The following is a 21,458-nucleotide window of genomic DNA, read 5'->3' on the forward strand; positions in this document are numbered from 1 at the left end:
AAAGCCTCCTTTATAGGGATAGGATCAGTATACCGAAATTTCATTCCGCAACCCGCTCGTAACGATGAAACCACTTGGAATAAGAAGGACCGAATTGCTACATGGGATCGGGATTTGCCTCATGGCATCGGGAATTGCCGCATGGGATCCGGATTTGCTGCATGGGATCCGGATTTGCTACATGGGATCTGGAATTGCCGCATGGGATCCGGATTTGCTGCATGGGATCCGGAATTGCCGCATGGGATCTGGAATTGCCGCATGGGATCCGGATTTGCTACATGGGATCCGGATTTGCTACATGGGATCGGGAATTGCCGCATGGCCTCCGGAATTGATGCATGGCCCCCGACGTGCAACAAGCACGTCGCCTCAAACAAAAAGCCGGAAAGTCCCGCGACGGACTTTCCGGCTTTCCTCTTATTTCCCTTTAAACTCCGGTTTCCGCTTTTCCGCAAATGCATTCAGCGCCTCGATCCGGTCTTCTGTCGGAATCGTCACTTCATATGCCTTTCGTTCGATGGCGAGGCCGGTCTGGATGTCGGCGTTCATGCCGTGCTTGATGGCGAACTTCGCCTGCTGGAGTCCGATCGGGCCGTTGGCGAGCATCTGGTCGGCGAGTTCAACGGCAGCGTCCATCAGTTGTGCAGCAGGCACGACTTTCGTGACGACGCCATACTGATATGCTTCCTCCGCCTTCATCCGCTTGGCGGTGAGGATCAGTTCGAGCGCTTTCGCTTCACCGATCAGGCGGGGCAGGCGCTGTGTGCCGCCGGCGCCCGGAATGATGGCGAGGCTCGTCTCGGTCAGGCCCATGACAGCTGTTTCCGAAGCGACGCGGAAGTCACAGGCGAGCGCCAGTTCCATCCCGCCGCCGAATGCGTAGCCGCCGATGACAGCCATCGTCGGCTGCGGCAGGTTCTCGATGGCGCTGAACACCTCGCCGATTTTATACAGATTCCGTTTGACGTGCTGATCCGGCAATGTCTTGCGTTCCTTCAGGTCGGCACCGACGCTGAAGGCGCGGTCTCCTGCAGCCGTGAACAGCACGACGCGGATGTCCGGGTTGATCCGGATTGATTCAACGACCTGTCCCAAATCGGTAATCAGTTCATAGTTAAAGGCATTCATGGCATCCGGGCGGTCAAGCGTCACGATGCCGAGATGGCCCTTTTGTTCATAGCGGATGGTTTCCATGTTCATTCCCCCTCGTTAAGTGAAAAGTAAAAATCCCCCGTTTACAAAAACATACCATTCTCCGGCACGTTCCGCCACCGCATGACAGAAAAAGGTCATTGCATAAACAAGAAGGAATGAGGTAAGATAAAAACACGAACAAATGTTCTTTTTCTTCGGAAGGAGGGGAAGGGACGATGCCGCTGATCCCGCCGGAGGCACTGCCTCACTTTGAAAACCAGATCTACCTGCCGATGCTTCTCATCATCCTGGAGCGCGACCGGCTCGCATTCGAAAAAGGCCCGTTCAAGCTCAAGCGCCCATACCTCGCGATGATCGCGGAGGCGGAAAAGCTTGTGCAGAAGGACCTGAAGGAATCCCGTCTCTACATGCGCCGCCACTCGATGAAGGTGATCAAGGGGGACCATGACGACATGTTCACGGAGTATGTATTCATCCATGGCGGCTATGAGGACCACCGGCGCTACCTGAACGTCCGGCTGCGGAACCGGTCGGAAGAGTTGCTCGGGGTGTACCTGGCAATGGGCGACCGTGCCATCTAGATGAATTCCCGGTCAAGCCCCGGATGGCGAAGATAATACTGCATCCGGGAAAACTTTTTGTCGAGCCTGCAGGCAAGGGCATACTGCCGGTTCATTGTCTGGATTGAAACGTTTACCCGGATGGTGTCGCCGTTCTCGAGCAGGATTTCACAGGAATTCGGGTCGCCCCAATAGTCCTCGATGCCGTGCAGGCCAATCCAGACATTGCTATCGGACTGCGGCGAGAGGGTCGGTAGGAAGATGCATGGCATTCCCATATCCTGGACGATGAGCACCGGGACTTTATGGTGATTGCCAATCAGCTTGCTGGAAATCTGGATCGCCTGGCGAAGCGTGGTTCCGTACATTTCGCATGCGCGCTTGAGGTTATTGAGCGGCCTGTTGTCGAGAAGGAGCTTGTCTTTCTTTTCCGTAACGACTGTGCAGACCTTGCCGTCAATTACTTTAGGCTCAAGAGCCAGTGTGTTGAACGAAATATAATAAGGAGATGCCAGCCGTTTTATGTCCAAAATAGATGCCCCCCTGACTATGTGTACTTCTAATTATAGAAAAGGATGGAAAAAAATCAAGACTTGTTTCTCACTATTGTAAATAAATTGCTAATATAGAATTTTAAAAAATAAGCGTTGCATCCGCCGCCCGTTTGCATATATAATAGTAAAAAGCGCCAGGTGGTGAATGGAATGGAACATTACTATTCGTACGCGGAATTCCTGAAGGCGGTCGGCAAGGGCAAGGCGAGTCCGTCCGAGCAGCTGCTGAACGACATCTACATGGATCTGTTCCTGAAGCATGTGCACCGCGAGCAGAACCGGGAACGCCTGCTTAAGCTGATCGACGAAGCGCTCGACAAGAAGGACATGGAGGCCTTCGACCTGTATGCCGGACAGCTGAAGCAGCTGGACGACGATGAAACCGGGAAACCGTAACTTGGAGGATTGCTGACATCATGCCGAAATCATATCGTTGAACCGTCCGTACAAAAGGGGATCTGAGCCCTGTGTGCGGGCGGTTTTGTGTGTCCGGCCCTCCTTCCGCCCGGCCGGCAGACGGGCCGCCCGGAAAAGAGGAAGACCGCTCCGTTTCCCGAAAAAGCCGGCACCAGATTGATAGAAAACACCTGTTCGCTTTTTGCTCGTGAAGAATAGGGGAATATGGTACGATAGTGACACTATCGTGAGTTTCATGAACGCAATCGGAAGGGGACGGGACATGGTCCAGAAATTTGAACTGCAGGCACCGTATGAGCCTTTGGGCGACCAGCCCAAGGCGATCGACCAGCTGGTGGCAGGAGTCAGGGAAGGCAAGCGGCATCAGACATTGCTCGGGGCGACGGGGACGGGGAAAACATTCACCGTTTCGAACGTGCTGACGGAGATCAACCGGCCGACGCTCGTCATCGCGCACAACAAGACGCTCGCCGGCCAGCTGTACAGCGAGTTCAAGGAGTTTTTCCCGAACAACGCCGTCGAGTACTTTGTCAGCTACTACGACTACTACCAGCCCGAGGCGTACGTGCCGTCGACGGATACGTACATCGAAAAAGACGCAAGCATCAATGACGAGATCGACAAGCTGCGCCACTCGGCGACGTCTTCTCTGTTTGAGCGGAACGACGTCCTGATCGTGGCGTCGGTGTCTTGCATCTACGGTCTCGGTAACCCGGACGAATACCGCGAGATGCTCGTGTCGCTCCGGGTGGGCATGGAAATCAGCCGGAACGACCTGCTTCGGCGGTTCGTCGACATCCAGTACACCCGCAATGACATGAACTTCATCCGCGGGACGTTCCGTGTGCGCGGGGACGTCGTGGAGATCTTCCCGGCATCGCGCGACGAGCGGTGCATCCGGATCGAGTTTTTCGGCGACGAAATCGACCGGCTCAGGGAAGTGGATGCGCTCACCGGCGAGATCCTGGGCGACCGCGACCACGTCGCGATCTTCCCGGCATCCCACTTCGTCACGCGCGAAGCGAAGATGAAAAAGGCGATCGAGAACATCGAGGCCGAGCTGGAAGAACAGCTGAAAGTGATGCGCGCCGAGGACAAGCTGCTGGAAGCCCAGCGGCTCGAGCAGCGGACACGCTATGACCTTGAGATGATGAAGGAGATGGGCTTCTGTTCGGGAATCGAGAACTATTCCCGCCACCTCAACCTGAAGCCGGCGGGGGCGACGCCGTATACGCTGCTCGATTATTTCCCGGATGATTTCCTTATGATCATTGACGAAAGCCACGTGACGCTTCCGCAGATCCGCGGCATGTACAACGGGGACCAGGCGCGCAAGCAGGTGCTCGTGGATCACGGGTTCCGCCTGCCGTCGGCGCTCGACAACCGCCCGCTGAAGTTCGAGGAGTTCGAGGCGCGTCTGCGGCAGGCGATCTATGTGTCGGCGACGCCCGGCCCGTACGAATTGGAGCATTCCCCGGAAATGGTCGAACAGATCATCCGTCCGACCGGGCTGCTTGATCCGGTCATCGAAGTGCGTCCGATCGAAGGCCAGATTGACGACCTGATCGACGAGATCCAGGAGCGCATCAAGAAAAACGAGCGTGTCCTCATCACGACATTGACGAAGAAGATGTCCGAAGACCTCACCGACTACCTGAAGGAAATCGGCATCAAGGTCAACTACCTCCATTCTGAGATCAAGACGCTGGAGCGGATCAAAATCATCCGCGAACTGCGGCTCGGCACGTATGACGTGCTTGTCGGGATCAACCTCCTGCGGGAAGGGCTCGACATCCCGGAAGTGTCGCTTGTCGCCATCCTCGACGCCGACAAGGAAGGGTTCCTCCGTTCCGAGCGCTCGCTGATCCAGACAATCGGCCGTGCTGCGCGGAACTCGAACGGACACGTCATCATGTACGCCGACCGGATGACCGACTCGATGCGCGCGGCGATCGACGAAACCGCGCGGCGACGCGAAAAGCAGATCGCCTACAACGAAAAGCACGGCATCACGCCGACGACGATCAAAAAGCAGATCCGGGACTCGATCCGCGCGACGCACGAAGCAGACGAGACGGCCTCGTACGCGGAAAAGGCAACACAAGGGAAGAAGCTGACGAAGGACGAGAAAGAATCGCTCCTCGCTTCCCTCGAAAAGGAAATGAAAGAAGCGGCAAAGGCGCTCGACTTCGAACGGGCCGCCACGCTCCGCGATACGATACTCGAATTGAAAGCAGAGGGGTGAGCTCCGCATGAGAAACCAGGAAATCGTCATTCAGGGCGCGAGGGCGCATAACCTGAAGGACATCAACGTCACCATTCCGAGGGATAAACTGGTCGTCGTGACCGGCCTGTCCGGGTCGGGCAAGTCCTCGCTTGCCTTTGACACGATCTATGCAGAAGGCCAGCGCCGCTATGTGGAATCGCTGTCCGCCTATGCCCGGATGTTCCTCGGCCAGATGGACAAGCCGGACGTGGATGCGATCGAAGGGCTGTCCCCGGCCATCGCCATCGACCAGAAGACGACGAGCCGCAACCCGCGGTCGACCGTCGGGACGGTCACGGAAATCTCCGATTATCTCAGGCTCCTGTACGCGAGGATCGGCAAGCCGATCTGCCCGAACCACGGGATCGAGATTTCCTCCCAGACGGTGGAGCAGATGGTCGACCGGGTAATGGAACTGCCGGAGCGGACGCGGCTCCAGATTCTCGCGCCTGTCGTCTCCGGCCGCAAGGGAACGCATAAAAAGCTTCTGGAAGACATCAAGAAGCAGGGCTATGTCCGCGTGCGGGTCGACGGGGAATTGTATGACCTGGACGATGACATCGACCTGAACAAAAACAAAAAACACGACATCGAGGTCGTCATTGACCGGATCGTCGTGAAGGATGACGTGGAAGGGCGACTCTCGGATTCTCTCGAGGCGGCTTCGTCCCTTGCCGGAGGGCGTGCGATCATCGATATCATCGGCGGCGAAGAACTCATCTACAACGAACACCACGCCTGCCCGGTGTGCGGGTTCTCGATCGGCGAACTCGAGCCGCGGCTGTTCTCGTTCAACAGCCCATTCGGCGCCTGTCCGGAATGCGACGGTCTCGGCTCCAAGCAGGAAGTCGACCCGGACCTCGTCATCCCGGACAAGAGCCTGTCGCTCGCGGAAGGGGCCATCGCCCCGTGGGAGCCGACAAGTTCCCAGTATTATCCGGAACTCCTGAAGGCGGTCTGCAAGCATTACGGGATTTCTATGGACGTGCCGGTCAGCGAGCTCCCGGACAGCCAGCTGGACAAGATCCTCCACGGTTCCGGAAGCGACCGGATCCGCTTCCGCTATACGAATGAATTCGGGAAGACGCGGGACAACCAGATTTATTTTGAAGGGGTGCTCAAGAACGTCGAGCGCCGCTACCGCGAGACGAGTTCCGACTGGATCCGCGAGCAGATGGAAAAGTACATGGCGGAGCGGCCGTGTCCGGTCTGCCGCGGCGACCGGCTGAAAGAAGAGGCCCTTGCGGTGAAAGTTGCCGGTCTCAACATCTCCCAGGTGACCCGGTTCCCGATCACGGAAGCGGTGGAGTTTTTCCGGAGCCTCAACTTATCCGAGAACGACCGGGCGATTGCGAACCTGATCCTGAAAGAGATCAACTCCAGGCTCGGCTTCCTCGTGAACGTCGGGCTGGATTACCTGTCGATGTCCCGCGCGGCGGGCACATTGTCGGGCGGCGAGGCGCAGCGGATCCGACTGGCGACCCAGATCGGTTCGAAGCTTTCGGGCGTCCTGTACATTCTCGATGAGCCGTCGATCGGGCTCCACCAGCGCGACAACGACAAACTGATCGGCACGCTGAAGGAAATGCGCGATCTCGGCAACACGCTGATCGTCGTCGAGCACGACGAAGATACGATGATGGCCGCCGACCACCTGATCGACATCGGGCCGGGTGCGGGCCTGCACGGCGGGGAAATCATCGCGCAGGGCACGCCGCAGGAAGTGGCGGAGGACCCGGATTCGATAACAGGCGCTTACCTGAGCGGCAGGAAGTTCATCCCGGTGCCGGCTGAGCGGCGGAAGCCGGACGGCCGTACCGTCCGCGTTGAAGGCGCGTCGGAAAACAATTTGAAGACCATCGATGCCGACTTCCCGCTTGCCCAGTTTATCGCCGTCACCGGTGTTTCCGGTTCCGGGAAGTCCACGCTCGTCAATGAAATCCTTTATAAGGCGCTTGCCCAGAAGTTGAACCGGGCCAAGGCCAAGCCCGGCGCCTATACGGCAATCTCGGGCCTGGAAGAACTCGAGAAAGTGATCGACATCGACCAGTCCCCGATCGGGCGCACGCCGCGTTCGAATCCGGCCACATACACCGGTGTGTTTGACAACATCCGCGACCTGTTCGCTTCGACCAACGATGCCAAGGTCCGCGGCTTCCAGAAGGGCCGCTTCAGCTTTAACGTCAAGGGTGGACGGTGCGAGGCGTGCAGGGGCGACGGCATCATCAAGATCGAGATGCACTTCCTGCCGGATGTCTACGTGCCGTGCGAGGTATGCCACGGCAGGCGGTACAACCGGGAGACGCTCGAAGTCCGCTATAAAGGCAAGAACATTTCCGACGTGCTTGATATGACGGTGTCGGACGCAGCGGTGTTTTTCGAGAACATCCAGAAGATCCACCGGAAGCTCCAGACGCTCGTCGATGTCGGCCTCGGCTACGTCAAGCTCGGCCAGCCGGCGACGACTCTGTCGGGCGGGGAAGCGCAGCGGGTCAAGCTCGCATCCGAACTTCACCGCCGGTCCAACGGCAAGACGTTCTATATCCTGGACGAGCCGACGACGGGGCTGCATGCGCATGACATCTCGCGCCTGCTGGAAGTGCTCCACCGGCTTGTCGACAACGGCAATACGGTCCTGGTCATCGAGCACAACCTCGACGTCATCAAGACGGTCGACCATATCATTGACCTCGGGCCGGAGGGCGGCGACCGCGGCGGCCAGATTATTGCGACCGGCACGCCGGAACAAGTGGCGGAAGTCCGGGAATCCTATACCGGCCGCTATCTGAAGCCGATCCTCGAGCGTGACCGCAGGCGGACCGAGGCGCTTCTTGCGGAAGCGGAAAGCCGGGCGTGACGAATTTCCGCGCATGGCAGTGAAACTTTTCCTGTTCCCGGAACGTAACATAACTATCAACGGAAGCGCCAGCCGCTTTCGAAGGAGGAACGCATATGAAAGACGAGAAAAGCCGTATTCTGGACATGCTGGAACAAGGGACAATCAGCGCAGACGAAGCATTGCGTCTTTTGGAGAAGTTCGAGAGCAACCGGGAGGCCGTGAAGGAGAGCCATCCTGAAATCCGTGACGGGCAGGCGGACAAGCCGGAGGCGGAATCTCAGCCGGCAGCCGCAGGTGAGGAAGCGGACAACTGGCAGGGGGACTTCCAGCAGGAAGCCCAGCCGGAAAGCGAAGAACACCGTTCCGGGAAACAGGCATCGATGGATGATTTCCTCGAAGACGTCCGGCGCGATTTCACGACGATCGGCAACCGGTTCATGCAGTTCATGCAGACGGCGGTCGACCGCGTAAAGACATTCGACCTCGACAAGCCGTTCGGCGAGCCGATCGTCTTCCATGAAACCTTCTCGAAAAACGCGGAAGGCATCGAGGAAATCGTTGTCGACCTTTCCATGGGCAGCTTTGATATCCGGCTGGGCGAAGGGGAAGAGCTCCGCGCCGAGTGTGAAGTGAAAGTGCATCGGGCAGAGGACGAGGCGGAAGCTAAGCGGGAATTCCTGGAGCGCTTCCTCTTCGCCGCGGACGGCAGCCGTCTCCGGATTTCGAACGATCAGAAGATGACACAGGTAAATGTCGTGCTCCATGTGCCGGAAAGGCAGTACAAGAAGCTGTCGGTGCGCATGTTCAACGGCACATTCAGAGCGGGCGAAGGCCTGACTGCGGCACAGGTGCGCGTGCGCACGGCCAACGGCAAGATCGAGGCGGACAACCTGCATTTCGATGAGGCGGAGTTCGAGACCGCCAACGGCGCAATCCGCCTGACGGACATCCACGGTGAGCAGATCGAAGCGGAAACGCTCAACGGCCGGATCGACATCGACGGCATGCTGAAGGACATCGAGGCCCAGTCGGTGAACGGTCATGTCATCGTCACGACTCGCGATGCCGAATCCCGCAAGGTGGAAGCGACCGCCATGTCCGGAAGTGTCGAAGTGTATGTGCCGCAGGATGCCGGCATCGAAGGGGAGGTTTCCTCGAACTTCGGCCGCATGGACATCCGCATGCAGGACGTCACCCGGACGAAGGAACAGGAACAGCTGCTCCAGAAATCCATCCGCTTCAGCAAACAGGGCGGCAACCCCGATCTGCCTCCGCTCCGCATCAAGGGCGAAGCCAAGACGGGAACTGTCATTGTCGGCTATATCGGAAACTGAAGAATGTTTAAAGGACGGAAGGCCCGGGTGGCCTTCCGTCCTTTTTTCATATGGGGCCTTTTGCGCGAGTATGACGAACCGGTCCGCGAGAATGACGAATGACGCTCTGGAAGTGATGAACCGCTCCATGAAAGTGACCAAGCATGTTGAACCGCCGCATCTGACGCCGCCCTGCCGATCACAGCCCCTTGCCGTAGTACCAGTTCACCACGGCGAAAGCGATGGCATTGGCGCATTGCCTGCGGTATCGGTCGTGTTTCAGAAGTCCTGCTTCCTGGCGGTTGGTCATAAAGCCGCACTCGAGCAGGACGGCGGGCATGCGGGTATCGCGGACGACGGCGAAGTCGGCGCGTTTCACGCCCCGGTTTTTCCGGCCGGTGGCGCAGACGAGCGCCGCCTGCATATGTTCCGCTAGCAGTTCCGACTGGCGCTGTGCCCGGGGATAGAGGTACGTCTCGATGCCGTTCGCCGCGTTCCAGCCGGAGCCGAACGCATTGGCATGGATCGACACATATGCATCGGCTCCCCAACTGTTCGCCTTGCGGACGCGTTCCGCGAGCGGAACATCGCGCCCCGGTTCATGTGCCGTCATCACCGTGATCCCTTCTGCTTTTAGGAGCTTTTCCGCATAGGCGGAAACCGAAGCGTTGAACGCAAATTCCAGCATCGTTCCGTCGGGCGTCCTCTTGCCCGGTGTCGCCGGCCCATGGCCGGCATCCAACATGATTTTCTTCAATTTACTCCACCTCCGACTGTTACATAGGGACAATCGGGCGGATGTATACGCTTGCAAAGGGGATTCCGGATAAAAGCGATGTTCATTGACCGAATCTTTGTTAGAATATAGGGCATGGCCGACATTCGGCAGTGAAGGGGGCAATGCCGATGGATCACGTGACGGTAAAAGACGTGATGGAACGTTTCGGACTTGAGCTGTCAGCGGGAGCGGAAGGAATCGGGCGGCATATCGCCAGCAGCGATATTTCCCGTCCCGGACTTGAAGTGGCCGGTTTCTTCGAGTACTATCCGGCGAACCGTATCCAGCTTCTTGGGAAAAGCGAGATTTCCTTTTTCTCGATGCTTCCCCGTCTTGATAAAATGGAGCGCGCCCGGAAGCTTTGCTCTCCGGACACGCCGATGATCGTCGTCTGCCACAGCATGCGGATTCCGCCGGAGCTGGTGGCTGCAGCGGAAGAGGAGCAGGTTCCGCTTCTCTCCTCGCCGATGACAACGACCAAACTGTCGAACAAACTGAGCGACTTTCTCGAGAACCGCCTGGCCCCGATGACAGCGGTGCACGGTGTCCTGCTCGACATCTACGGGCTCGGCGTCCTGATCACGGGCAAGAGCGGCATCGGAAAAAGCGAAGTGGCCCTTGACCTCGTCAAGCGCGGGCACCGGCTTGTCGCGGACGACATGGTGGAAATCCGCCAGGTGGCTGAGGACACACTGGTCGGCAATCCGCCTGAACTGCTCCGCCACCTGCTGGAGATCCGCGGGCTCGGCATCATCGATGTCCAGATGCTGTTCGGGGCAAGTGCCATCCGGGATTTTAAGCGGATCACGCTCATCATCGATCTGGAATCGTGGGATCCAGAGCGCACCTACGACCGGCTCGGCCTCGAGGAAGAGAAGCTGAAAATCCTCGATACCGAGCTGACGCGGCTCACCGTGCCGGTTCGTCCGGGACGGAACATGTCGTCGATCGTCGAAGTGGCGGCGATGAATCACCGCATGAAGCAAATGGGGATGAACGCAGCCGAACAATTTTCAGACCGGCTGAACGATATGATCGGACGGGAACAGGACCCGTCCTACTAAGCCGGCATCATTGCCGGCATGTACGGAAGAAGGGATCAGTGTATGCAGTTTTCTCTTGCGGCGATCGATCCGATCGCCTTTTCTCTCGGACCGATTGATGTCCGATGGTACGGCATCCTCATTGCGTCCGGAATCGTACTGGGATTCCTCGTCGTCCAGCGGGAAGCGGTGAAGCGGGGACTCCACCCTGACTTCATGACGGACTTCCTGATCTGGGCGGTGCCGATTTCCATCGTCGGTGCACGACTTTACTATGTTATCTTCCAGTGGGAGTACTACCGGAACGACCTCGGGAAAATTTTCAGGATCTGGGAAGGCGGGCTCGCCATTCACGGCGCGCTGATTGCGGCGGTGATCACGGCCGTCATTTATACGAGGAAGCATGGCGTGTCATTCTGGAAAGTTGCGGACATCACGGCACCTGGCCTGCTCATCGGCCAGATTCTCGGCCGGTGGGGCAACTTCGTGAACCAGGAAGCGCACGGCGGACCGGTCGCCGATGACTGGTGGGGCTATTCGGTTCTGCCGGACTGGATCGTCAATCAGATGGCGATTGACGGCATCACTTACCATCCGACGTTTCTTTATGAGTCGGTCTGGAACTTGATCGGACTTCTTCTGATCCTGTTTGTGCTCCGCCGGATCAATCCGCACCGCGGTGTCATTTTCCTGTTTTACATCGCCTGGTATTCATTTGGCCGCTTTTTCATCGAAGGCATGCGGACGGACAGCCTGATGGCTTCGGGCCTGAAGGCGGCGCAGATCGTCTCGATGCTCGGTTTCTTCGGCGCGATCCTGATTTACCTGCTCCGCCGGTTCGCAATGAATATCCGCACCCGCTATAAAGAGTAATTCAGCAGAAGGTCCGGCTTGCGGACCGGAATGATAAGTAAAGGATGTCGAACTGAAGCATGTCTACTCTACGCAAAGGAATCACGGCGGGGCTGAACACGACGTGGACGCTCGGCAAGATCATTTTCCCCATCACGCTGCTGGTCGTCATCCTGCAGCACACGCCTGTCCTGCCGTGGATCATTGATCTTGTTTCACCGCTCATGGGACTGTTCGGACTTCGCGGAGAGGCGGCGATTCCGCTTGTCCTCGGCAACGCACTGAATCTGTATGCCGCCATCGGCGGCATCCTGTCGCTGGAACTGACGGTCAAGGAAGTGTTCATCCTCGCCGTCATGCTGTCGTTTTCCCATAACCTGTTTATCGAATCCGGCGTCGCGATGAGAGTCGGGGTCAAACTCTGGGTCATCCTGGTCGTGCGTCTCGGGCTTGCGTCATTTTCAGCCATCCTGATCAACCTGTTCTGGAAAGGCGGATCGGAAATTGCGCAGTACGGCATGGCGCCGGCTTCTGAAGCGGCACCGGAAACTTGGGGTGGCATCGCTTTGCTGGGGCTCGAAAAAGCCGGCTTCGGCGTCCTGCAGCTTGCAGTGATCGTCATTCCTCTCATGGTTGCCATCCAGTTCCTGAAAGACGGCGGCTGGATGCAGAAGCTGTCCGCCAAGCTGGGGCCGGTCACGAAGCTGATCGGCGTCCAGCCGAACGCCGGCATGACACTCGCCACGGGGCTGGTCGCGGGACTCGCAATGGGGGCAGGCGTCATGATCCAGGCGGTGGAGGAAGACGGCGTCAGCAAAAAAGACGCGACGCTCGTCCTCATCTTCCTCGTCAGCTGTCATGCGGTCATTGAAGACACGCTGATTTTTGCGCCGCTCGGCATTCCGGTCTGGCCGCTCCTGCTGATCCGCGTGGTGACCGCGTTCGCTCTCACGATGGGAGTTGCCTGGGCGTGGAAGCGGGCAGAACTATCCAAAGGGAAGGGAGTCGTGCTGCCGCATGGCCAATAAAATCGAAACCATCCTGTTCGACTTTGACGGAACTTTGTTTGATACGAACGATCTGATTATCGAGACGTTCATGGCGGTGCTCGGCAAGCATTTCCCGGGCCGCTACACGCGGGAGGACTGTCTCTCGTTCATGGGCCCGCCGCTCCGCGAAACGTTCGAGGCGCTGGCGCCCGAGAATGTCGAACGGATGATGGAAGAGTACGTGAACTGGAATCTGGAAAACCATGACAAGCTGGCCGCAGAGTTTCCTGGCGTATCGGAAGTACTCAAAAAGCTGAAGGCACGCGGCCTGAAGATGGCGATCGTTTCGACAAAGCGGAACAAAACGATCCATAAGGGACTGGCCCTTATGGATGCGGACGGAATTTTCGACGTGGTGATCGGGCTGGATGATGTCACTCATGCCAAGCCGCACCCCGAACCGCTCCAAAAAGCGATGGACGCGCTTGGGGCCGACCCGGCGACGACGCTGATGGTCGGGGACAACTCGCATGACATCGATGGCGGCCGCAATGCAGGCACTCTCACTGCAGGTGTTGCATGGAGCGCGAAGGGCAGGGCGTTCATGGAATCGCTCAAACCCGATTATATGCTTGAGGCGATCGGGGACCTGCTGGAGATTACGGACGGGGCGGTCCGCGCGCAATGAGGCGGACCGACCGCCATCCTGCGCCGGTCAGCGGCACGAATCCGCTGTGGCATATGTACCGGACGGTTTCGTTCTTCAAGGTCGCCAAGAATTTTATCGTCATCCAGATCGGAAGATACACGCCGTTCCTGTCAGTGAAGCGCTGGCTGTACCGGATATTCCTCGGGATGGATATCGGGGAAAAGTCGGCGCTTGCCCTGATGGTCGTCCCGGACACGATGTTTCCGGAGCGCATCCGCATCGGCCGGAATTCAATCATCGGGTTTAACACGACGATTCTCGCGCACGAATACCTGACAGACGAATATCGGCTCGGCGATGTCGTCATCGGCGATAATGTGATGATCGGGGCCAACACGACGATCCTGCCGGGCGTGGAGATCGGAGACGGCGCCATCGTCTCCGCCGCCTCGCTCGTCAACCGCGACATCCCGCCCGGCAGTCTCGCAGGCGGGAACCCGGTACGCATCATCTACACTTCAGAACAACTGAACGAACGGAAGAGAACCCCCCGTCAGGAATGACGGGGGGTTCAGTGTAAACGTCCCGCTCCGTCCCGCACTGCCTCCGGAACCGTCCCCCTTTTCGCATCACACCCATCCATTACCGGCGACCGTCACACATGTCTGTGATATAATGGGAAGCTGAAACCATTGACCATTCTGACCATTACGCGGCTTTGCCGCTTCCATAATCCGGAGGAATCTTTATTGAACAATCACTCTCAACAGGGAAATCATAAGAAAGTCATCAACTTCATTCCGAACGGTGAATTCTACTATAAAAAAGCACTCGGTGCGCTGAAGCGCGACGAGGTGGAGAAGGCCCATAAGTTTCTCAGCAGGGCGGCGGACCTGAGCCCGGAGGATGCCGACATCCTTCTGCAGTACGCCATTCTGGAAATTGACATGGGCCGTTTTGAGCATGCCCGCGACCTCCTGATGACCGCCCATGATTCGGGAGCGGAAGATCCGGACACCCTGTTCTACCTGGCCGAAGTGCATGTGAATCTCGGCTATCTCCGTGATGCGATCCGGTATGCGCAGCGTTACCTCAAACTCGCTCCGGAAGGGTTGTATCGTGACGAGGCGACGGACATCATCGAGTTCTCGGAGCATGAGCTGTATGGACTGCCGGATGACGCCGAGGGAGACGGGCGGCTTGATTACATTCTCGACCGCGGCCGGCGCCTCATGGAATCAGGTGAATTCCGTGAAGCCGTCAGCCTGCTGGAATCGGCAATCGAGGAACACCCTGATTTCTGGGCAGCCTACAATAACCTGGCGCTTGCCTATTTCTACATCGGCGAGACCGAGCAGGCGGAGGCACTTTTAAATCAGGTGCTCCGGGGAGACAACGGCAACCTTCACGCCCTCTGCAATTTCGCGGTGTTTTATTTTTACAAGCAGGATGCGGAAGCGCTCAACCGGATGGTGTCCATCCTTCTGAAGATTCACCCGATGCTCGTCGACCACCGCTACAAGCTTGGGGCAACGCTCGCACTGGTGGGCCGCCATCAGGAGGCATACGGCTGGCTGCGCGGCCTTCAGCGGATCGGCTTCGAAGGCGATCCCGGCTTTTACTTCTGGCTGGCGCATGCCGCGGCGATGATTGGAGAAGATAAGGTTGCGCAAGATGCGTGGGCGGTGCTCGTCTCGATGGATCCGTCCAAGGAAGGCAAGGAGCCTTGGCTGCGTGCCCGGATTCCCGATACGCCCGAAAACGATCCGAAGTTCGTCATCGGCAAGCTGAACAGCGGGGAAGAGGGGCTGCGGCTTCTCGGCCTTTTCCTGACAGGCAAATCGATGCGCCGCGAAGACATCCTGATCCATCCTGAATGGCCGGATGTCGAGAACATGTCGACGACCGAAAAACTGTTTCTCGCGAATGGTCTCGGCCACCGGCTCCCGGGCAGGGACCGCGGGGAACTCCTTTATAACCGCGTGTTCGAAGCGACTGATCTGTTGTACAGCCGTTATGAACCGCTGACAGAAGAAGAAATGCCGATTCTCGAGATGTGGTTCCTCATGTGCAGCCGCGCCATCGAAGAAAGCTATGCCTTCCGCAATCCGCGCGCCATTGCAGCATCTGCCGAATACATGTACCGATCTTCAAGACATGCGGGGACAACGAAAAAAGAAATTGCGGAAGCGTACGGCATTTCGGTAAAGACGCTCACGAAGTACGTCAACGAACTGTTCCGCTTCTTGCCGTTCCCGCGCAGCTAAGCAAAAATGTTGAGCCCTGTCTGCAAATGGAATAGCATGAGTGCAGATAGGCGTTCACATTTAAGGAGGAACATTTCATGGCTGAAGATAAAATTTATGATGTCATCATCATCGGTGCCGGTCCTGCCGGGATGACGGCTGCGGTATACGCAAGCCGTGCGAATATGTCCACGCTCATGCTGGAGCGCGGCATTCCCGGAGGCCAGATGGCCAACACTGAGGACATCGAAAACTATCCGGGGTTCGACAGCATCCTTGGTCCCGACCTCTCCAATAAAATGTTCGAACACGCGAAGAAGTTCGGCGCCGAGTATGCATACGGCGACGTATCCGAAGTCCGTGATGGAGAAGCATATAAGACGATTGTCGCGGGCGGCAAGGAGTACAAGACCCGCTCGATCATCATCGGCACGGGTGCGGAATACAAGAAAATGGGCATTCCGGGAGAGTCCGAACTCGGCGGGCGCGGTGTCAGCTACTGCGCGGTGTGCGACGGTGCGTTCTTCAAAAACAAGAACCTCGTCGTAGTCGGCGGCGGCGACTCCGCCGTCGAGGAAGGCAACTTCCTGACCCGATTCGCGGACAAGGTGACCATCGTCCACCGGCGCGATGAGCTGCGCGCGCAGAAAATCCTGCAGGACCGCGCTTTTGCAAATCCGAAGATCGACTTTATCTGGAGCCACACGCTCAAGTCGATCAACGAACAAGACGGCAAAGTCGGCAGCGTCACGCTCGTTTCGACAAAAGACGGCAGCGAGCGCGAGTTCGAGACGGACGGCGTGTTCATCTACATCGGCATGGTTCCGCTTACCGCTCCGTTCAAGTCGCTCGGCCTCACTGACGAGAACGGCTACATCCCGACGGACGAACACATGAAAACCTCGGTTCCTGGCGTTTTCGCCGCGGGGGATGTACGCGCAAAAACACTCCGCCAGGTCGTCACAGCGACGGGGGACGGCAGCATCGCCGCGGAAACCGCACAGAAGTACGTGGAAGAACTTAAGGAAAAAATCGGTGCAGAAGCCTGATTTAACACGTTCTTAACCGCGCTGTAACAGCGCTGCAATGAAAAGGGTGTATAGTAAGCAGTGTAAATTGACCCCCCTTTATGATAGCAACATTTTTGACGGCACCGGGACCCCGGTTGCCGTCCTTTTTTCATTCCTTTTGTATCCCTCTTCAGTTGCATAGTATAATAAAGGGTAGAATGTTTTCCGGGAAGGTGGGAGACCGATGCAGCGGATCGCCAATCTGTTGGTTGTCCAGGACGGAAAAGTCCTGTTATTGAAGAAGCCCCGCCGCGGCTGGTATGTCGCGCCGGGCGGGAAGATGGAAGCGGGAGAGTCCGTTTATTCGGCCGCTTTCCGGGAGTTTACGGAGGAAACCGGCGCGACACCGGTCGGGCCGCACCTGAAAGGGGTTTACACGATGGTGATCCGGGATGAAGAAAACTCCCGGACACTCGATGAATGGATGCTTTATACATTCATGGCGCCAGGCCTCGAGGGCGTGCCCTATGAGGAGAACCGTGAAGGAAAGCTTGAATGGCATGATGTCGGTGAGCTGGATACCTTGCCGATGGCAGAGGGAGACCGGATGAACCTGAAGTTCGCTGCCGGGAGACCGGGTATCCAGTACGGCACGTTCACCTATACGGAAGAGTTCAGGCTGCTTGGGGCAGATCTCCAGCAGTCGGCAGAAAGGATGGAACCATGACGAAGCAGACGAAAGAAAACAGCGGCAATATGGAACTGGTCGTCATCACCGGAATGTCGGGGGCCGGTAAAACGGTCGCCATGCAGAGTTTCGAGGACCTGGGTTACTATTGCATCGACAATCTTCCGCCGGAATTGCTTTTAACGTTCCTGAAGCTGCTCGCTGATTCGGACCGGAAGCAAAAGCGGGTTGCTGCCGTCATGGACATGCGGGGCAGGGAATACTTCGATTCGCTGATCGGGACGTTGGACCAGATCGAGGCGGCAGAAGGCTTCGATCTTCAAGTGCTGTTCCTTGACGCCGACGACAGCACGCTCGTCAAGCGGTACAAGGAAACCCGCCGCAAGCACCCTCTGTCCCACGGCGGGCTGGTCAGCGACGGCATCCGCAAAGAGCGGGAGATGCTGTCCGAACTCAAGGGCAGGGCCCGCTACATGTTCAACACTTCCTATCTGCGCCCCCGCGAGCTTCGCGAAAAGATTGTAGAAAGCTTTTCGGGCACGGAAAAGGGCGCGTTCACGGTCAATGTCATGTCATTCGGTTACAAGCACGGCATCCCGATTGATGCGGACATCGCGCTTGATGTCAGGTTTCTGCCGAACCCGTATTATATCGAAGAGCTGAAGCCCCTCACCGGCCTCCAGTCCGAGGTCTACGATTATGTCCTCAAGCAGAACGACACAAAAGAACTCATCATGAAGCTGGAAGACCTCTTCCGCTTCCTCATCCCGAGATACAAGGATGAGGGAAAGGCGCAGCTTGTCATCGCATTTGGCTGCACGGGCGGCCAGCACCGTTCCGTCTCTCTCGCGGAATACTTCGCGGAAAAGCTGAGCGGCGAGTACAAGACGTCGGTGACCCATCGGGATATCAAACACAGAAAGGGCTGATCCCATGCCCGGAAAAAAGGGGAAAAAGCGCATTGTGGCGATTGGCGGGGGGACCGGCCTGTCCACGATCCTGCGCGGCCTGAAACAGTATGATGTCGACCTGACCGCCATTGTGACCGTCGCGGATGACGGGGGCAGCTCGGGGAAAATCCGTAAAGATTACATGATTCCGCCGCCGGGTGACGTCAGAAACGTCATCGCGGCGCTTTCCGATGTAGAGCCGCTCGTACTGGAAATGTTCCAGTACCGTTTTTCTTCTTCTGAGGGTCTCGGAGGCCACTCGCTTGGAAACCTGATGCTCGCGGCCATGACGAACATTACCGGTGATTTCTCGAATGCGGTGGCTGAGATGAGCAGGATCCTTAATATCAAAGGCCGTGTGCTTCCTGCCGCGAATCAGATCATCACACTCGGGGCGGAACTGGAAGACGGCTCGATCATCAACGGCGAATCGAAAATCCCGGTCTACGGACGCCGGATCCGCCGGGTATTCCTGCTCCCGGACGAGGTAGAGCCGCTGGAAGATGCAGTCCGCGCAATACGCAAGGCCGACATGATCGTCGTCGGGCCGGGAAGCCTGTATACCAGCATTTTGCCGAACCTGCTCGTACCCGGCATCGGGGAAGCCGTCCTCAAGTCCGAAGCGCGCAGGCTCTACATATGCAACATCATGACCCAGCCGGGCGAGACGTCATCGTTCAGCGCATCGGACCATGTCCGTGTGATGTACGACCATCTCGGCGGCCGGTTCCTGGATGGCGTGCTCGTCAATGACGGGACCGGCCTGGATGCCGTGGCGGAAGAATACCGCCAGAACCAGTCCGTACCGGTCCCGGGTGATGTGGATTGTCTTGAGGAACTGGCCGATGACGTCATCCTGGCAGATATCGCGACCGTCGTTGCCGGGCATGTCCGGCACGATGCGGGCAAGGTGGCAAAGCTGATCTGCAGCTACCTGGACAGCCCGGACGGGGCGGCCGTCTGAATGTGACGGACGTCCGTGAAAGGAGAGGAAGCCGGTGTCTTTCGCATCGGAAACGAAAAAAGAACTGACTCAGGTGGAGATGGACGAGTGCTGCACCCGTGCGGAGCTGTCCGCCTTCATCAAGATGAACGGGGTGCTGTCGTTTTCCAACCGGCAGATGAGCCTTGACGTCCAGACGGAGAACGCGGCGATCGCCCGCAGGATGTATACGAACATGCGGAGGCTCTACCCATATAAAGTGGAATTGCTCGTCCGGAAAAAAATGAGGCTGAAGAAAAACAATGTCTATATATGCAGGATCCGTGAAGGCGCGAAGACGATGCTGGAGGATCTGAAAATTGCCGGAGATGGAGTCGGATTTGACGAAGGCGTGTCGGAGGATATCGTCAAGGACGACTGCTGCAGGCGTTCCTACCTTCGCGGGGCGTTCCTTGCGGGCGGTTCGGTCAATAACCCGGAAACCTCATCCTACCATCTGGAGATCTTCTCGCTCTACCGGGAGCACAGCGAGGCGCTGGTGGAGCTGATGAATGCCTACAGCCTCAATGCAAAATCAATCGAGCGCAAAAAAGGCTTTATTGCCTATCTCAAGGAAGCGGAGAAGATTTCCGACTTCCTCAGCCTGATTGGCGCCCACTCGGCGCTGCTCAAGTTCGAGGACGTCCGCATCGTGAGGGACATGCGCAACAGCGTCAACCGGCTCGTCAACTGCGAGACGGCAAACCTCAATAAAACGATCGGTGCCGCCATGCGCCAGGTGGAAAACATCCAGTACATCGACCAGATGATCGGCATCGAAGGACTGCCGGACCGGCTGCAGGAAATCGCCCGGCTTCGCGTCGAGTACCAGGACATCACGCTGAAGGAACTCGGAGAAATGGTTTCCGGACCGCCGATCAGCAAGTCAGGTGTCAACCACCGCCTGCGCAAGATCGACGAAATTGCAGAAAAGCTAAGAAAAGGCGGAGTCTCGCTGAAGTAAGTTTGTCCTTGTCCTTTTCGGGCTTCTCCGATACGATAAAGGAATAGACAAGCAACCGGTTGCAAAGGAGGAAGTCGGCCATGACCGAACGGACACTAGAGGTGAAACTGAAATCCGGCCTGCAGGCCAGGCAGGCGGCGCTGTTTGTCCAGGAAGCGAACCGTTTCTCCTCGGACATCTACCTTGAAAAAGGTGCGCGCAAGGTGAATGCCAAGAGCATCATGGGCATCATGAGCCTTGCGATCGCCAAAGGGGTCGAAGTGACGCTGAGCGCGGACGGCCACGATGAGGAAGACGCCGTAACGGCTCTTGCAGCGATCATCGAAGATCAAGCGTCCAAATGATCGAATGCCGTTATTAATGAAAACAATAGGAAAGACCCGGCATCCGCCGGGTCTTTTGACTTTTACTTGTTTTCTTTTTTGCTGTCCGGAAGTTCGTTCCGCTCGATGATGTGGTCGATGAGGCCATATTCCTTTGCGCGCTCGGCTGTCATGAAGTTGTCGCGCTCTGTGTCGCGCTCAAGCACTTCAAGTGGCTGGCCGGTGCGCTCTGCGAGGATCGTGTTGAGCTTCTCGCGCAGGAAGAGGATGCGTTTTGCCGCAATCTCGATTTCCGTCGCCTGGCCCTGTGCGCCGCCGAGCGGCTGGTGGATCATCACTTCCGCGTTCGGAAGGGCATAGCGCTTGCCCTTCGTGCCTGCCGCAAGAAGGAAGGCGCCCATCGATGCCGCCATGCCGATGCAGATCGTCTGCACGTCCGGCTTGATGAATTGCATCGTATCGAAGATCGCCATTCCGGCCGTGATGCTGCCTCCCGGGCTGTTGATGTAGATCGAGATGTCCTTGTCCGGATCTTCAGCTTCCAGGAAGAGCAGCTGCGCGACAATCGAATTTGCCACGTTATCGTCAATGCCCGAGCCGAGCATGATGATGCGGTCTTTCAGGAGCCGCGAGTAAATGTCGTACGCCCGCTCACCGCGGTTCGTCTGTTCGATTACTGTAGGGATGAGATTCATCTGTTCGTCCTCCTTTAAGTGGATGAGTAAATACCTGCACTGGAACACTATACCCTCCAGCCCTTGAAAATATCATAAGCTATTTGGTCAATGAAGGTCAAATGGGACGCTTCACCAAAAGTGAAAAAGGGGCTTGCATCCCGGATAACATGCTTGTATAATAAAAACTGTCGTCCGGTAAG

The 21,458-nt window shown here is 57.4% G+C and carries 21 protein-coding genes; 17 read left to right on the forward strand and 4 right to left on the reverse strand.

The annotated features are described in order from the left end of the window. Window positions 1-420 precede the first annotated feature (420 nt). Window positions 421-1,197: an enoyl-CoA hydratase-related protein gene (locus BLT01_RS13760; protein ID WP_092098725.1), complete on the reverse strand. Its 777-nt coding sequence runs from the start codon at window positions 1,195-1,197 to the stop codon at window positions 421-423. Between the two features lie 176 nt (window positions 1,198-1,373). Here BLT01_RS13760 and BLT01_RS13765 point away from each other — a divergent pair, with 176 nt between their 5' ends. Then, window positions 1,374-1,739: a hypothetical protein gene (locus BLT01_RS13765; protein ID WP_008300262.1), complete on the forward strand. Its 366-nt coding sequence runs from the start codon at window positions 1,374-1,376 to the stop codon at window positions 1,737-1,739. Here the strand turns inward: BLT01_RS13765 and BLT01_RS13770 are convergent. Beyond that, on the reverse strand, window positions 1,736-2,248 hold the full coding sequence (locus BLT01_RS13770; protein WP_176765172.1) for a competence protein ComK: 513 nt from the start codon (window positions 2,246-2,248) through the stop codon (window positions 1,736-1,738). The two genes, BLT01_RS13765 and BLT01_RS13770, sit on opposite strands and share 4 nt — an antisense overlap. A 174-nt stretch (window positions 2,249-2,422) precedes the next feature. On the opposite strand from BLT01_RS13770, the gene BLT01_RS13775 reads away from it, so the two are divergent. The 4 genes from BLT01_RS13775 (at window position 2,423) to BLT01_RS13795 (ending at window position 9,128) form a co-directional block, all read left to right on the forward strand. After that, entirely contained in the window at window positions 2,423-2,668 is a 246-nt protein-coding gene (locus BLT01_RS13775) for an IDEAL domain-containing protein (RefSeq protein ID WP_092098729.1), read from the forward strand. Between the two features lie 283 nt (window positions 2,669-2,951). Beyond that, window positions 2,952-4,934 (forward strand): excinuclease ABC subunit UvrB, encoded by a 1,983-nt coding sequence (gene uvrB / locus BLT01_RS13785; RefSeq protein WP_092098733.1) that lies wholly within the window; start codon window positions 2,952-2,954, stop codon window positions 4,932-4,934. A gap of 7 nt (window positions 4,935-4,941) precedes the next feature. Then, complete coding sequence (gene uvrA, locus BLT01_RS13790) at window positions 4,942-7,812, forward strand: excinuclease ABC subunit UvrA (RefSeq protein WP_092098735.1); 2,871 nt, start codon at window positions 4,942-4,944, stop codon at window positions 7,810-7,812. A 95-nt stretch (window positions 7,813-7,907) separates the two neighbouring features. Then, window positions 7,908-9,128 carry a DUF4097 family beta strand repeat-containing protein gene (locus BLT01_RS13795; RefSeq protein WP_092098737.1) on the forward strand — a complete coding sequence of 407 codons (1,221 nt, stop codon included), beginning with the start codon at window positions 7,908-7,910 and terminating at the stop codon, window positions 9,126-9,128. Between the two features lie 178 nt (window positions 9,129-9,306). Here the strand turns inward: BLT01_RS13795 and BLT01_RS13800 are convergent, their stop codons facing one another. After that, window positions 9,307-9,864: an N-acetylmuramoyl-L-alanine amidase family protein gene (locus BLT01_RS13800; RefSeq protein ID WP_092098739.1), complete on the reverse strand. Its 558-nt coding sequence runs from the start codon at window positions 9,862-9,864 to the stop codon at window positions 9,307-9,309. A 149-nt stretch (window positions 9,865-10,013) separates the two neighbouring features. Here BLT01_RS13800 and hprK point away from each other — a divergent pair, with 149 nt between their 5' ends. The 12 genes from hprK to BLT01_RS13860 all read left to right on the forward strand — a co-directional run bounded on the left by hprK (window position 10,014) and on the right by BLT01_RS13860 (window position 20,602). Then, window positions 10,014-10,949, forward strand: a complete 936-nt coding sequence (hprK, locus tag BLT01_RS13805; RefSeq protein WP_092098740.1) for an HPr(Ser) kinase/phosphatase — start codon at window positions 10,014-10,016, stop codon at window positions 10,947-10,949. A 42-nt stretch (window positions 10,950-10,991) separates the two neighbouring features. Then, entirely contained in the window at window positions 10,992-11,801 is an 810-nt protein-coding gene (lgt, locus tag BLT01_RS13810; RefSeq protein ID WP_092098742.1) for a prolipoprotein diacylglyceryl transferase, read from the forward strand. 59 nt (window positions 11,802-11,860) lie between these two features. Beyond that, window positions 11,861-12,808, forward strand: a complete 948-nt coding sequence (locus BLT01_RS13815; RefSeq protein WP_092098744.1) for a nucleoside recognition domain-containing protein — start codon at window positions 11,861-11,863, stop codon at window positions 12,806-12,808. Continuing rightward, the gene (gene ppaX / locus BLT01_RS13820) at window positions 12,798-13,457 is read left to right on the forward strand and encodes a pyrophosphatase PpaX (RefSeq protein ID WP_092098746.1); all 660 of its coding nucleotides are present in this window, start codon (window positions 12,798-12,800) and stop codon (window positions 13,455-13,457) included. The genes BLT01_RS13815 and ppaX overlap by 11 nt, the downstream gene beginning before the upstream one ends. Beyond that, window positions 13,454-13,981, forward strand: coding sequence for an acyltransferase (locus tag BLT01_RS13825; protein ID WP_092098748.1), 528 nt, complete (start codon window positions 13,454-13,456; stop codon window positions 13,979-13,981). The genes ppaX and BLT01_RS13825 overlap by 4 nt, the downstream gene beginning before the upstream one ends. 186 nt (window positions 13,982-14,167) lie before the next feature. After that, window positions 14,168-15,685 carry a tetratricopeptide repeat protein gene (locus BLT01_RS13830; protein ID WP_092098782.1) on the forward strand — a complete coding sequence of 506 codons (1,518 nt, stop codon included), beginning with the start codon at window positions 14,168-14,170 and terminating at the stop codon, window positions 15,683-15,685. A 77-nt stretch (window positions 15,686-15,762) separates the two neighbouring features. Further along, complete coding sequence (gene trxB, locus BLT01_RS13835; protein WP_092098750.1) at window positions 15,763-16,713, forward strand: thioredoxin-disulfide reductase; 951 nt, start codon at window positions 15,763-15,765, stop codon at window positions 16,711-16,713. A 205-nt stretch (window positions 16,714-16,918) separates the two neighbouring features. Continuing rightward, window positions 16,919-17,401: an NUDIX hydrolase gene (locus BLT01_RS13840; protein ID WP_092098752.1), complete on the forward strand. Its 483-nt coding sequence runs from the start codon at window positions 16,919-16,921 to the stop codon at window positions 17,399-17,401. Beyond that, complete coding sequence (gene rapZ, locus BLT01_RS13845; protein WP_092098754.1) at window positions 17,398-18,291, forward strand: RNase adapter RapZ; 894 nt, start codon at window positions 17,398-17,400, stop codon at window positions 18,289-18,291. Before BLT01_RS13840 ends, rapZ begins: the two co-directional genes overlap by 4 nt. Before the next feature lie 4 nt (window positions 18,292-18,295). Continuing rightward, window positions 18,296-19,276 carry a gluconeogenesis factor YvcK family protein gene (locus tag BLT01_RS13850; RefSeq protein WP_092098756.1) on the forward strand — a complete coding sequence of 327 codons (981 nt, stop codon included), beginning with the start codon at window positions 18,296-18,298 and terminating at the stop codon, window positions 19,274-19,276. Window positions 19,277-19,310: 34 nt separating this feature from the next. After that, on the forward strand, window positions 19,311-20,258 hold the full coding sequence (gene whiA / locus BLT01_RS13855; protein WP_092098758.1) for a DNA-binding protein WhiA: 948 nt from the start codon (window positions 19,311-19,313) through the stop codon (window positions 20,256-20,258). Window positions 20,259-20,338: 80 nt separating this feature from the next. Beyond that, the gene (locus tag BLT01_RS13860) at window positions 20,339-20,602 is read left to right on the forward strand and encodes an HPr family phosphocarrier protein (RefSeq protein ID WP_092098760.1); all 264 of its coding nucleotides are present in this window, start codon (window positions 20,339-20,341) and stop codon (window positions 20,600-20,602) included. A gap of 62 nt (window positions 20,603-20,664) precedes the next feature. On the opposite strand, the gene clpP is transcribed toward BLT01_RS13860, so the two are convergent. After that, window positions 20,665-21,300 (reverse strand): ATP-dependent Clp endopeptidase proteolytic subunit ClpP, encoded by a 636-nt coding sequence (clpP, locus tag BLT01_RS13865; protein WP_260470022.1) that lies wholly within the window; start codon window positions 21,298-21,300, stop codon window positions 20,665-20,667. Window positions 21,301-21,458 lie beyond the last annotated feature (158 nt).

This window comes from Bhargavaea beijingensis (assembly GCF_900101985.1).
Lineage (GTDB): Bacteria > Bacillota > Bacilli > Bacillales_A > Planococcaceae > Bhargavaea > Bhargavaea beijingensis.

Bases quoted from the DNA above. Each gene is read 5' to 3' on its own strand.
- BLT01_RS13795 (WP_092098737.1), top strand. From the start codon at position 7,908: ATGAAAGACGAGAAAAGCCGTATTCTGGACATGCTGGAACAAGGGACA.
- uvrA (WP_092098735.1), top strand. From the start codon at position 4,942: ATGAGAAACCAGGAAATCGTCATTCAGGGCGCGAGGGCGCATAACCTG.
- BLT01_RS13825 (WP_092098748.1), top strand. From the start codon at position 13,454: ATGAGGCGGACCGACCGCCATCCTGCGCCGGTCAGCGGCACGAATCCG.
- BLT01_RS13850 (WP_092098756.1), top strand. From the start codon at position 18,296: ATGCCCGGAAAAAAGGGGAAAAAGCGCATTGTGGCGATTGGCGGGGGG.
- hprK (WP_092098740.1), top strand. From the start codon at position 10,014: ATGGATCACGTGACGGTAAAAGACGTGATGGAACGTTTCGGACTTGAG.
- BLT01_RS13765 (WP_008300262.1), top strand. From the start codon at position 1,374: ATGCCGCTGATCCCGCCGGAGGCACTGCCTCACTTTGAAAACCAGATC.
- BLT01_RS13815 (WP_092098744.1), top strand. From the start codon at position 11,861: ATGTCTACTCTACGCAAAGGAATCACGGCGGGGCTGAACACGACGTGG.
- trxB (WP_092098750.1), top strand. From the start codon at position 15,763: ATGGCTGAAGATAAAATTTATGATGTCATCATCATCGGTGCCGGTCCT.
- uvrB (WP_092098733.1), top strand. From the start codon at position 2,952: ATGGTCCAGAAATTTGAACTGCAGGCACCGTATGAGCCTTTGGGCGAC.
- BLT01_RS13860 (WP_092098760.1), top strand. From the start codon at position 20,339: ATGACCGAACGGACACTAGAGGTGAAACTGAAATCCGGCCTGCAGGCC.
- lgt (WP_092098742.1), top strand. From the start codon at position 10,992: ATGCAGTTTTCTCTTGCGGCGATCGATCCGATCGCCTTTTCTCTCGGA.
- ppaX (WP_092098746.1), top strand. From the start codon at position 12,798: ATGGCCAATAAAATCGAAACCATCCTGTTCGACTTTGACGGAACTTTG.
- BLT01_RS13760 (WP_092098725.1), bottom strand. From the start codon at position 1,197: ATGGAAACCATCCGCTATGAACAAAAGGGCCATCTCGGCATCGTGACG.
- BLT01_RS13775 (WP_092098729.1), top strand. From the start codon at position 2,423: ATGGAACATTACTATTCGTACGCGGAATTCCTGAAGGCGGTCGGCAAG.
- BLT01_RS13840 (WP_092098752.1), top strand. From the start codon at position 16,919: ATGCAGCGGATCGCCAATCTGTTGGTTGTCCAGGACGGAAAAGTCCTG.
- rapZ (WP_092098754.1), top strand. From the start codon at position 17,398: ATGACGAAGCAGACGAAAGAAAACAGCGGCAATATGGAACTGGTCGTC.